The sequence below is a fragment of the Rhodococcus sp. T2V genome (assembly GCF_029269925.1).
GTDB classification, from domain to species: Bacteria; Actinomycetota; Actinomycetes; order Mycobacteriales; family Mycobacteriaceae; genus Rhodococcus_F; species Rhodococcus_F koreensis.
Window position 1 is genome coordinate 1 of the sequence record NZ_JARJBD010000165.1, and the last position, 10,620, is coordinate 10,620.

General features: G+C 63.4%; 9 protein-coding genes. 2 read left to right on the forward strand and 7 right to left on the reverse strand.

What is annotated here, in order from left to right; all coding sequences use genetic code 11:
- Positions 1-145: 145 nt before the first annotated feature.
- The 7 genes from P3H15_RS51305 to P3H15_RS51335 all read right to left on the reverse strand — a co-directional run bounded on the left by P3H15_RS51305 (position 146) and on the right by P3H15_RS51335 (position 7,845).
- Complete coding sequence (locus P3H15_RS51305) at positions 146-913, reverse strand: SDR family NAD(P)-dependent oxidoreductase (protein WP_276144379.1); 768 nt, start codon at positions 911-913, stop codon at positions 146-148.
- A 106-nt stretch (positions 914-1,019) separates the two neighbouring features.
- Positions 1,020-2,252: an acyl-CoA dehydrogenase family protein gene (locus tag P3H15_RS51310; protein ID WP_276144372.1), complete on the reverse strand. Its 1,233-nt coding sequence runs from the start codon at positions 2,250-2,252 to the stop codon at positions 1,020-1,022.
- Between the two features lie 68 nt (positions 2,253-2,320).
- Positions 2,321-3,358: a phosphotransferase family protein gene (locus P3H15_RS51315; protein ID WP_276144373.1), complete on the reverse strand. Its 1,038-nt coding sequence runs from the start codon at positions 3,356-3,358 to the stop codon at positions 2,321-2,323.
- A gap of 33 nt (positions 3,359-3,391) precedes the next feature.
- Complete coding sequence (locus tag P3H15_RS51320) at positions 3,392-4,519, reverse strand: zinc-binding dehydrogenase (protein ID WP_276144374.1); 1,128 nt, start codon at positions 4,517-4,519, stop codon at positions 3,392-3,394.
- Positions 4,519-5,832: a dihydrolipoamide acetyltransferase family protein gene (locus tag P3H15_RS51325; protein WP_276144375.1), complete on the reverse strand. Its 1,314-nt coding sequence runs from the start codon at positions 5,830-5,832 to the stop codon at positions 4,519-4,521. The genes P3H15_RS51320 and P3H15_RS51325 overlap by 1 nt, the downstream gene beginning before the upstream one ends.
- 28 nt (positions 5,833-5,860) lie before the next feature.
- On the reverse strand, positions 5,861-6,865 hold the full coding sequence (locus P3H15_RS51330; RefSeq protein ID WP_276144376.1) for an alpha-ketoacid dehydrogenase subunit beta: 1,005 nt from the start codon (positions 6,863-6,865) through the stop codon (positions 5,861-5,863).
- Positions 6,862-7,845: a thiamine pyrophosphate-dependent dehydrogenase E1 component subunit alpha gene (locus P3H15_RS51335; protein WP_276144377.1), complete on the reverse strand. Its 984-nt coding sequence runs from the start codon at positions 7,843-7,845 to the stop codon at positions 6,862-6,864. The genes P3H15_RS51330 and P3H15_RS51335 overlap by 4 nt, the downstream gene beginning before the upstream one ends.
- A gap of 252 nt (positions 7,846-8,097) precedes the next feature.
- Between P3H15_RS51335 and P3H15_RS51340 the strand changes: the two genes are divergently transcribed.
- Together P3H15_RS51340 and P3H15_RS51345 are read left to right on the forward strand one after the other, a co-directional pair.
- Positions 8,098-8,733 (forward strand): TetR/AcrR family transcriptional regulator, encoded by a 636-nt coding sequence (locus tag P3H15_RS51340; RefSeq protein WP_219460553.1) that lies wholly within the window; start codon positions 8,098-8,100, stop codon positions 8,731-8,733.
- A gap of 308 nt (positions 8,734-9,041) precedes the next feature.
- The gene (locus P3H15_RS51345; protein WP_276144378.1) at positions 9,042-10,529 is read left to right on the forward strand and encodes an MFS transporter; all 1,488 of its coding nucleotides are present in this window, start codon (positions 9,042-9,044) and stop codon (positions 10,527-10,529) included.
- Positions 10,530-10,620: the final 91 nt, after the last annotated feature.

Here is a 10,620-nt window from a genome sequence, read left to right on the forward strand (position 1 = left end):
GGGCCCATCTTTGCTCTCGTCTTGATCCAGTTCGGTTTGCGTTCGATCGGAGTCTGCGCGTTCCGAGCCTCGAGGCGGAGCAACTTCCGACCGTTCGCCTCGGGGAAATAGTGTTCCGATTTCATTCCTGCACCTCGTTAACGGGCTATCGAGGTGCCATGCGGAGGGCACCGTCCATCCGGATGGTCTCACCGTTGAGATAGTCGTGTTCGATGATCATCTGAGCGAGTTTCGCGTACTCGGCGGGCTGGGCCAGCCGCGAGGGGAACGGGACACCGGCCTCGAGACCCTGGCGGTACTCGTCGGTGACTCCGGCAAGCATCGGAGTGTCGACGATTCCAGGGGCGATGGTGTTCACGCGGATCCCGAACTGCGCGAGGTCGCGGGCGGCGGGGACCGTCATCCCGTGCACGCCACCCTTCGACGCCGAATACGCGATCTGGCCGACCTGGCCCTCGAACGCGGCGACGGATGCGGTGTTGATGACGACGCCACGCTGCCCGGACTCGTCGACCGTGTTCGTTTTGGAGATCGCGTCGGCGGCGAGACGCATCACGTTGAACGTGCCGAGCAGGTTCACGGTGATGACGGTGCGGAACAACTGCAGGTCGTGCGGACCCTTCTTCGAGAGGATCCGGTTCGCCCAGCCGACACCGGCGCAGTTGACGACGATTCGCAGCGGCACAACCGATTCCACGATCTTCTCGATCGCGGACTGAACCTCGTCACCGCTGGTGACGTCGGTCGCGAGGAGGATCACACCATCGGGGACGTTATCGCCCGCGCGCTCGATCGACTGCTGCAGGTCGAGTCCGTACACGGTGGCGCCGACGCCGGCGAGACGCTTGGCGGTGGCGGCGCCGAGACCCGAGGCGGCTCCGGTGACCACGGCGGCAGAATCTGCGATCTTCAACATTACTTTCTCCTGCTCTCTGTTCTTCTCTTTGCCTGGATCAGGCGGCTGGGCGGCTGCGATGGCATGGGCGCCCAGATCTACCAAGGCGAATCGCCTCGGGGGGTCAGGAACGCTCAGTGGACGGGGTGGCGTGCTTGCGCAGTTCCCGGGTGGCAAGCACCATCCGGTGGACTTCGTCGGCGCCATCGATGAAGCGCATCGTTCGGGTCTGAGCCCAGAGCATCGCGAGGGGGTGGTCCTGTGTCATGCCACCGGCACCGTGAACCTGGATCGCCTTGTCAAGAACCCAGCTGACGGCGTCGGGTGCGGCAACCTTGATCGCCGAGATCTCGGACCGCGCTTCCCGTGCACCGACGGTGTCGATCAGCCACGCGGTCCGCAGCACGAAGAGTCGGAGTTGATCGATTTTCACTCGTGATTCGGCAATCCAGTGCTGGATGATGCCCTGATCGGCGAGCCGCTTGCCGAACGCTGTCCGTTTGTCGGCTCGGCGGCACATCAGCTCGATCGCACGCTCGGCCATGCCGATCATTCGCATGCAATGGTGAATGCGACCGGGTCCGAGCCGAGCCTGCGCCAGTGCCTGTCCGCGACCGCGTTCGCCGAGCAGGTTCGCTTTGGGCACTCGCACGTTGTCGAACCGCACCTCCGCATGCCCGCCGTGTGCTCCGTGAGTGAAGCCAAAAATGGACAGACCCCGTTCGAACGTCACGCCTGGAGTTTCGCGCGGGACGAGCACGAGACTGTGGCGAGACCGTGAGTCCGCGCCCGGGTCCGATACCCCCATGACGACCAAAAGCCTGCAATCACTGCTCATCGCCCCGGTCGACCACCACTTGCGACCGTTGACGACCCAGTGGTCGCCGTCATCGGCGATCGTGGTTGTCAGGTTCGACGGATCAGACGACGAGACGTCCGGCTCGGTCATGCAATAGGCGGACCGGATGGAGCCGTCGAGAAGCGGGTCGAGCCACTGTTGTTGTTGCACTTCCGTCCCGAACAGGCTGAGAAGTTCCATGTTCCCGGTGTCGGGTGGATTGCAATTGAATGCTTCCGGCGCCACTTCGGGGCTCCAGCCGGTCAATTCCGCGATAGGCGCGTACTGAAGGTTCGACAGCCCTGCGCCGCGGGGATCGTGTGGGAGAAACAGATTCCACAACCCCTGCGCCTTGGCTTCCTTCTTGAGGTCCGCCATGATCGCGGGGCGTTCCCACTGCAGGTCGCCCGCAGCGGGGTTGTCATGGAAGTGCTTTTCGGCGGGGAAGACGAAGTCGTCCATGAATGTGGAGACCCGGTCACACAACTGGGTGGTTGTCGGGTCGAAGGTGAAATCCATGTCAGTCCTTGGTTTTGGGTTCTCGGCCTACGTCACGCGGCTCAGGTTTTCGACGGCGCCTGGACCCGTCAGGGCAGCGCCGCGACACCACGTTCGGCCAGAGGCTGGACCATCGTGCCGATGTTCTCGAAGCCGTCGCCTACGGTCTCGCCGTTGACGAATCGCAAGTGGATGCCTTCCAGGATGACGGCCATCTTGTAGAACGCAAAGCTCGAGTACCAGCCCAGTTCGCTGACGTCGAATCCGGTCGTACTGGCGTATCGCTCGACGAGTTCGTCGAAGGAGGGGTATCCAGCGTGTGTGGAAGGGGTTCCGGCGATCGGGTTGTCGATGCCCTCCCACCCGGACCAGAACAGATGCACCAGACCGAGGTCGGTCAACGGATCGCCGATCGTTGACATCTCCCAGTCGAGAACCGCGGCGATGCGAGGCTGATCGGCGACCTGCGCGATCATGTTGTCGAATCGGAAATCACCATGAACAATCGCCGATTGCGGCGATGCCGGCACCTGCTCGCCCAGTTGTCGTCCGAGCCGCTCCAGGAGTGGGAGCTCCCTGGATTTCGATGCCGTGAGCTGCTTCGTCCAGCGGCGCACCTGCCGGTCGAGGAATCCGGCCGGACGGCCGAATGTTCCCAGACCCAGCGCAGTGTGGTCCCGGGTGTGCAACGCCGAGAGGCAGTCGATGTATGCGAACGACAAGGGCTGCCGCTGTGTCGAGTCGACCTGGGCGAAGTCAGTGTCGGTCCGTAGCACCTCCCCCTCGATCTTGTCCATCACGTAGTAGGTGCCGCCGGCGTGGTCAGCGTCGTCGTCTGCGAACACGATTCGCGGGACAGGAACGGGACTGTTCGCCAGCGCGCGCTGGACGGCGACCTCGCGGCCCATGTCGTGCGCAGTTTCGAGCCGGTGTCCGATCGGCGGACGTCGCAGAATCCATTTGCGGTCCGAGCCGGTGAGTTCGAACGTGAGATTCGACCTTCCACCGGCGAGAAGACGAACGCCGAGTTCGTCCGCCGAGTCCAGTTCGAAGAGTTCCTCGAGCTTCGCCCGCACGAGGGACAGATTGAACGGCGCCGATCGCGCGATCTCGTCGACTTGATTCATTATTTCCTCGATATGAGTTGGAGGGGAGAGTTTTCAGCCGGTGGGAACGATGCCCGTACCTACGGGAAGGTCGTTGCGCACAAGGATCTTCACGTGGTCGATCGTTCTGCCATCACTGGGTCGAAGGGCCGCGAAGACATCGTCGACGGCGTCGAGGCTGGCATAGCCGGTGACCATCAGGGAAGGATCGAATCGCTGGTTGATCAGGTGATCGAAGGTCCGCTCGAACGCCCCATATGTGATCTCGTCGCGTCCGGGGCCACCCACGAACTCGAGCGAAATGTTTCTCAGGATGCCCGTGACCGGTCGAATCGTCTCAGGGCGCATCGCGGAACCGACGATCATGATCCGGGAGTACTTCGGTGCGGTAGTCATCAGCTCTCGGAGGATGCCTCGAGCACCGGAGGCCTCGAACACGAAAGTCTGCGCCGATGAGGCGGACTTCTTGGCGAGAACGCTCATCGGATCCGTCTCGAGCGGGTTCACAGCAACGTCGGCGCCATAGGCCAGCGCGAGTTCTCGGCGCTTCCCCGACGGGTCCGAGGCAACGATGGGGTGCACACCCCGGGCGGAAAGCTCGATAATCGCGCCCAGTCCGACCGGTCCACATCCCGTGACGACGGCAGCTGATTCGGCCGTGATCCCCGACCGCTGCACGGCGTTGACCCCCGTAGCGAGGGGTTCGGTCACCGCAGCGGTGACCGGATCGATACCCTCCGGGATTTTCAAGTGCCCGCCCGCCTGCAGGACGCTCGCCTCCGCGAGCGCTCCAGGTGAGGAATCGCAGTAGCCGACGGTATGGGGCGCCCCGTCAGCTGTAATGACCCACGGCAGCGCCACGATCAGGTCATCCACCTGGTAGTCGGTGACACCTTCGCCGAGTTCGAGGACGCGCGCGCTGAATTCGTGCCCGAACACCACATCTTCGCACGGGTCGAACAACTCGCCCGGCACGTCCGCCTCGCGATGAGCGGCAAGGAAGTCATCGGTGTGCTGCCACGCCGACAGATCGCTCCCGCAGACACCGGCCGCGACCGGCGCGACCAACAGCTGTCCGGGCCCGGCTGCCGGTGCGGCAACCTCGGTGTACACAATGGCTCCTCGGCGAAGAACTGCCGCCTTCATCGTTCGTCCTTCCCTGCCGCCGTCAGCGTGCGTCATCAGTTCTCCGCGGACCAGTTTTCGAGTGCCTGCTGCACGTCGATGAGAGTGCGCAGCGCTTCGGCGCCATCGAGCGCGCGGTGATCGAAGGTCAGCCCGAGGCGGGCAATCGGACGGATCGTGAGCAGCTCGGATGCGCCGTCAGCACTTCGCCGCGCGACCGGTGTCCGGACGATGGCCGGTACCCCGAGTGATGCCACCTGAGGCTTGGTGAGGATCGGAGTCGAGACCACCCCGCCGACGCTCCCGGAATTGCTGATCGTGATCGTCCCGCCGGCGAGGTCCTCCGGCTTCCCGGTGCCGCTCGTCACCGCCTGGCTTGCGGTCACGAGCGCGTCTGCGAAGCCCGCAAGCGACAACTGCTGCGCATCGCGGATGACCGGGACCAGCAGACCGTCCGCGGTGTCCACCGCGATGCCCAGATTCACCGTCTGCCACTGGAGAAGATGTGTCTCCGTGAACGTGGAGTTGACAACGGGATGCGCGGCAATCGCACGGCAGAGGGCGACCGAGATGAAGGGCAGGTAGCTGAGCTTGCTTTCACCGCGCGCAGTCCGGTCACGGTTGATCTTCGCGCGTGCCACCGAAACAGCGGTGAAATCGACATCGACCTGGGCCGTCAACTGGGGTGCTGTATTCCAGGACTCGGTGAGGTTTTTGGCGATCGCCCGCCGAAGCCGGGTGTGTTCGCTCGCGGTGTGCGCGACGTTCTCGTATCCCGGCGGAATCGCGGGCGAACCCTGCTGCGTCTGCAGGAATCCGCTCTTGCTTGCGAGCTCACCGGTGTGCTCCGCTGCCGGAGAGTCCGCCGAGCGGCGACGTGCCCCCGCAGGAGGCCGGTTGACGTGCGTGATCCACGATGCGGCAAGGACGAGTGAGTCGGTTGGCGGTGCCGATTCCTCGACCGCAGAAATGGCCGGTGTCGGAGCCGGCGCTACCGCAGCGGGGGATGAGCTCCCGGATGCCGGTGACGGTGCGGTGGTGTGGTGGTCGCCGGTGTTCGGAGTACCTGAAGAGATAGGCTCTCCGCTCGCGTCGGCAATGGCCCGCGCGACCTGCTCGGGATCGCTGTCGTCCGGAGCGAAGCGGGCGATGACATCACCGACCGGGACTTCCTGGTCAACTGCAGCGATGTAGCTGATCAAGATTCCGGACCGGGGCGATTCGACCTCGGTGTCGACCTTGTCGGTCGACACCTCACACAAGGCATCGCCTTCCTGCACCTTTTCGCCCGGCTTGATCAGCCATTCGGTCAAGAGTGCGAACTCCACGGAGCCCATGTGCGGCATGTGAACATCGGTTAGTTCGAGCATGATGAGAAGGTCCTCGTGGTTCGATTTGTCAGTCACGGACTAGGTGGCGGGCTGTTTCGACGATGTCGGAGACACTCGGGAAGCAGTGATCCTCGAGGAATCGGCTCGCGGGAATCGGAGCGTCGACGGACCCCAGGCGAGCGATAGGTGCCTCGAGCCAGTAGAAGCATCGCTCCTGGATCAGTGCGGCGATTTCGGCGCCGGGGCCCGCGGTTCGCGGGGCTTCGTGCACGATCATCGCTCGTCCGGTCTTGACGACCGAATTGGCAATGGCGTCACGGTCGAGCGGAACCAGCGTCTGCAGGTCGACGATCTCGAGTTCAATTCCCTCGGAGGCGAGCACGGTCGCTGCTTCGAGGGCGCGTGGAACCATGCAGCCGTAGCTGATCACGCTGATGGTCGTGCCCGCGCGTGCGATGGATGCCTTGCCCAGCGGCAGCACATAGTCGGGGTCGTCGACGACCTCCCCGCGCTTGAAGTTGAGTTGCTTACTCGGGTAGTACAACACCGGGTTGGGGTCACGGATCGCAGCTTTGAGGAGTGCCTTGGCGTTTGCCGGATTCGATGGCACCACGGCCTTGAGCCCGGGAAAGTGCATGGGCAGCATTTCCATCGAGCCCGAGTGCTCCGGGCCGGCGCCGCCGCTAGGTCCGATCGGCATGATGATCACTGCGGGCAGCTCGAACTGGCCGCCGTGCATGTGGCGCCATTTGCCGAGTTTCTGGAAGATCTCGTCGCCTGCGATGAGGCTGAAGTCCGCGAACCCGAGCTGCACGATCGGCCGCATACCGGTCATGGCCGCACCGGCGGCCGCACCGACCATGAACGCCTCGGTGATACCGGTGTTGCGGATCCGGCTGAGCCCGAATTCCTCTACGAGTCCACGAGTGCCACCGAAGAATCCGCCCGAAGCGATGTCCTGGCCCATGAGAAAGACCGACGGATCACGGCGCATCTCCTCGGCGATGGCTGCACCCTGGGCGGCCTCGTAGCTCAAGATCGAGGTGCCTTGTGTGTGGGTAGCGATGGTCATGCGAACACGTCCTTGAGGATGACAGAGGGGTCGGGCAGCGGGGCGGCTTCGGCCTCGATGAGTGCCTGCGCTACTTCGGTCTTTGCTGCGTCGATGATTCGGTCTGCGGTTGCGGAGTCGATGCGCTTCCGCATGACCTCCAGAGGGTCGTTGTAGGTGGCGAGGAAGTCGGCTGGGCGATACTTCTGCGCGTCGCCTTCCCAGTGGCCGCCGACTCGGGTGACCACTGCTTCGATGAGGGACGGGCCCTGCCCTGCGCGGGCCCGGTCGATTGCGTTTTTCACTGCGAGGTAGACCTCGACGGCGTCGTGTCCGTCCACGCGGACCCCCGGAATGCCATATGCCGATGCACGCTCCGCGATCGTTTTGGTCGGACTCACGGATTCGAAGGTGGTGGACACGGAGATGCCGTTGTTCTCGCAGAAGTAGACGAGCGGAAGCTTCCAACGAGCGGCCTCGAGGAGACTTTCGTGGAACGTGCCGCGTGCCGCGGTGCCATCCCCGAAGTCGGCTAGAGCGACCTGTTCGGTACCCCGCATCTGCGCGGAAAGCGCGGCGCCGGCGGCAACCGGGTACACCGACCCGAGAGTGGCACCTTCACCCATGATGCCGAGAGCCGGATCGGCCCAGTGGGGTACGCCGGCGCCCTTACCGCCGGTCGACCCTGTCGCCTTGCCGAGGAGATCGCCGATGATCGGGGCCAGGCCCATACCCTTGGCGAGCGGCCAGGTTGCACCCCTGCCCTGGTAGAACAGGTAATCGTCGGGTGCCATGGCGGCCACAGCACCCGCCACAGCACCCTCCTGCCCCTTACCCGGGTGCCAGAATCCCGCGAATCCGTGATCGCGAATATGTACCGAAACCGCGTCCTCCAGGGCACGTGCACGAGCGATAACGGTGAACATGTCCAGCATCAGTTCCGCACTCACCGTCGGTGACTCGGAGCTGTCGGGCCGATGCTCGCTGTGCGGCGATGCCATCGTGGCCTCCTTCATGGTTCGTGATCGGTGCCCGTGGGACACCGAGATGTGGCGACGTGAACGCGAATAGGTAGCTGTGTCAGCTGTCACAGACTACAGTAAGTGGATCGAGTGCTTCAATCAAGTGCGCCACTAAAAAATGTTACTGACTCCCGCTCGCGACGGACGCACAAAACACCGCTTGAAATGCGGAAACTTATCCAAGTGGATCACACGATATGATCACGACAACGAACAAGGAAAGGTGGAATTGTGCCTCGATCCAGCCCCCGAGACGGCGCCGCGACCCGCCGCGCCCTCATCGACGCCGCCACCAAGCTCTTTGCCGCGGAGGGCGTCGAGAAGGTCTCCATTCGCGCGATCAACGCAGAGGCCGGCCTCGGCGCCGCATCAGCGCACTATCACTTCGGATCCAAGGACGCGATCCTCGACGCAGTCCTACTCGACGCCGGATCGGGCGTGCTGTCCCACATTCACACCCTCACCAAAGACATGGTCGAGTCGGAGGAGATTCCCGACGCGGGGCAGATCGTCAACCTGCTTGCGATTCCGTACCGGAAATACCTGGTCGAGGAACCGGACAAGGGTGTGCGCTGGCTGACCATCTGCGGGCAATTGAGCCTCGCGAACGACCCGCGCCTATTCCCCGTCGAGGACGACACCGCGAAGTTACTCCGCCAAATTCTCGAGCGGGCGTATCCGGACGTGGACGATGACAGCATCGACCTGAACTGGTCTTTGACGGTGAACACCCTCATCGTGATGGCTGCGCGCTGGTCTGACGCCAGTAGCGAGAAATCGCGCGCGCTCTCGGACTCGAAGTTCGATGTGCTGGTCGATTTCGTCGCGGGCGGTCTGGAGACTCTCATGCGGGGTAGCCGACCCTAGCGAAGGCTCCGTTTTCGGTCGCTCCAGCGCCTGATACCCGCACCCCGCGGGCGAGCAATCTGAGGGGGTGTGCATGCTCCGCCCTGCAAAGCAGTCGCGACATTCGGCGTTCACGCCCCTTCCGCGTCTCACCCGAGCACAGACGACTCCCTACAGTGGATCACTTGACAGAATTGATCGCTCCACTTTACTGTGCCTCACATCACAAGCTTGGAGTGACGCTGACTCCTCTCAAAGCGCACGCGGTCTCCCCGGCCGCGTAGCGCATCAGCGTTCCACCTTCCCGTCAGAGAAATGCAGGAAGCAAGATGACCGCTACGCCCACGGACGGTGCCTCGCACCCGACGCTCGATGAAGACCCCACCTTGCCCCCCGAAGGAGTGAGCCAAAAGTCCACCGCCGGGTGGATTGGCGTTCTCCTGATCCTGGTACTTCTGTCCGAAGAAGTCGCCTACGCGTTCAACCTGGTCACACCAGCGCTGCCGAATATGGCCGCAACCTTCCAGACTCCGTACATCGCCTGGGTTTCCACACTGTTCACCCTGACCGGCGCGATCAGCGCGCCCCTCGTCGGCAAGCTGGCCGACCGGGACGGCAAGAAGAAGTGGCTGTTGATCACCACCGGATGCATGGCGGTGGGATCCTTGATCGTCGCGCTTGCTCCGACGTTCCCACTCGTGCTCGTTGGCCGTGCGGTCGAGGGATTCGGTCTCGCAATCGTCCCCATCGTGTACTCCCTAATGCGCGACATCTTCCCGAAACGCATGCTGGCCGTTGCCGTCAGCCTGGCCACGGCAGGCATCGGCGTCACCACCATCACCGGCCCCATCTTCGCCGGCCTTCTCATCGACAACTTCGGTTACCGAGGCGTGTTCTTCGCGCTCGCAGTTTTCCCGGTCCTGATCGGTGCGCTGGTCCTGCTCGTCGTGCCCGAATCACCGGTACGTGTGCGCACCCAGATCGACTGGACCGGAGGCCTTCTGCTCGGTCTCACCGTGGCGATACTGCTGTTCGGTATCGGCGAAGGCGGCACCTGGGGCTGGACATCATGGAAGACCCTGCTGTGCGCGGCGTTGGCGATCGCCACTTTCGCGATCTGGATTCAGCAGGCTAAGCGGTCGGCAAATCCGCTCATCGACCTTTCGGTCCTCCGTGGGCGTCCTGTTGTCACCACGTTGATCACCCAGTTCACCGGTCAAGCGGTGATCGCACTGCAGTTCGTGCTGCTGTCCTTCATCGTGCAGACCCCCATTTCGCTTGGTCTCACCTACGGACTCGGCGAAGATGCAAGTTTCATGGCTCGGATCACCACACCCGCCGGTTTCGCATCCGTTCTGATGGGGTTCCTCGTGGGATATCTCGCCGAACGGCGCGGAGCGCGCCTGCCGAACTGGATCGGCTTCTGCCTGATGGCCGTCGGATCATTGGCACTCGCCCTCAGCCACACCGAGTTCACTCCGATTCTCCTCGGCTATCTGGTCTACGCCTTCGGCGGCGGACTGATCAGCGCCGCAATCCCTAACCTCGTAATCGCGGCCACCCCGGTCCGCCTCCAGGCGGTGACAGCGAGCACCGTCAACGTCGTCGGGTCCCTCGGAAGTGCCATCGCAGTACAGATCGGATTCGCGATCCTCGCGCTCAACGTCGCCACGGTCGTCAACGGCTCGCCGATCTACGGAGGCAGTGGATTCACCGCCGTCTATATTCTCGCGGCTGCCTTGGCGGTGATCGGACTCGTTGCGACGCTGCTGATGCCGCACGGACGCAAATCACAGTCCTCCGAAGCTCTCACATAGAGCTGAACCCAACACGTAGAGCGGCAGGATCAGTACCCGTGACCTCACACTATGACGTCGTTGTCCTCGGAGCCGGTCCCGGTGGGTACGT

What these genes read in the sequence shown, in the direction of transcription:
- P3H15_RS51310 (WP_276144372.1), bottom strand. Translation starts at nt 2,252, where the DNA reads ATGGATTTCACCTTCGACCCGACAACCACCCAGTTGTGTGACCGGGTC.
- P3H15_RS51315 (WP_276144373.1), bottom strand. Translation starts at nt 3,358, where the DNA reads ATGAATCAAGTCGACGAGATCGCGCGATCGGCGCCGTTCAATCTGTCC.
- P3H15_RS51320 (WP_276144374.1), bottom strand. Translation starts at nt 4,519, where the DNA reads ATGACGCACGCTGACGGCGGCAGGGAAGGACGAACGATGAAGGCGGCA.
- P3H15_RS51325 (WP_276144375.1), bottom strand. Translation starts at nt 5,832, where the DNA reads ATGCTCGAACTAACCGATGTTCACATGCCGCACATGGGCTCCGTGGAG.
- P3H15_RS51330 (WP_276144376.1), bottom strand. Translation starts at nt 6,865, where the DNA reads ATGACCATCGCTACCCACACACAAGGCACCTCGATCTTGAGCTACGAG.
- P3H15_RS51335 (WP_276144377.1), bottom strand. Translation starts at nt 7,845, where the DNA reads ATGGCATCGCCGCACAGCGAGCATCGGCCCGACAGCTCCGAGTCACCG.
- P3H15_RS51345 (WP_276144378.1), top strand. Translation starts at nt 9,042, where the DNA reads ATGACCGCTACGCCCACGGACGGTGCCTCGCACCCGACGCTCGATGAA.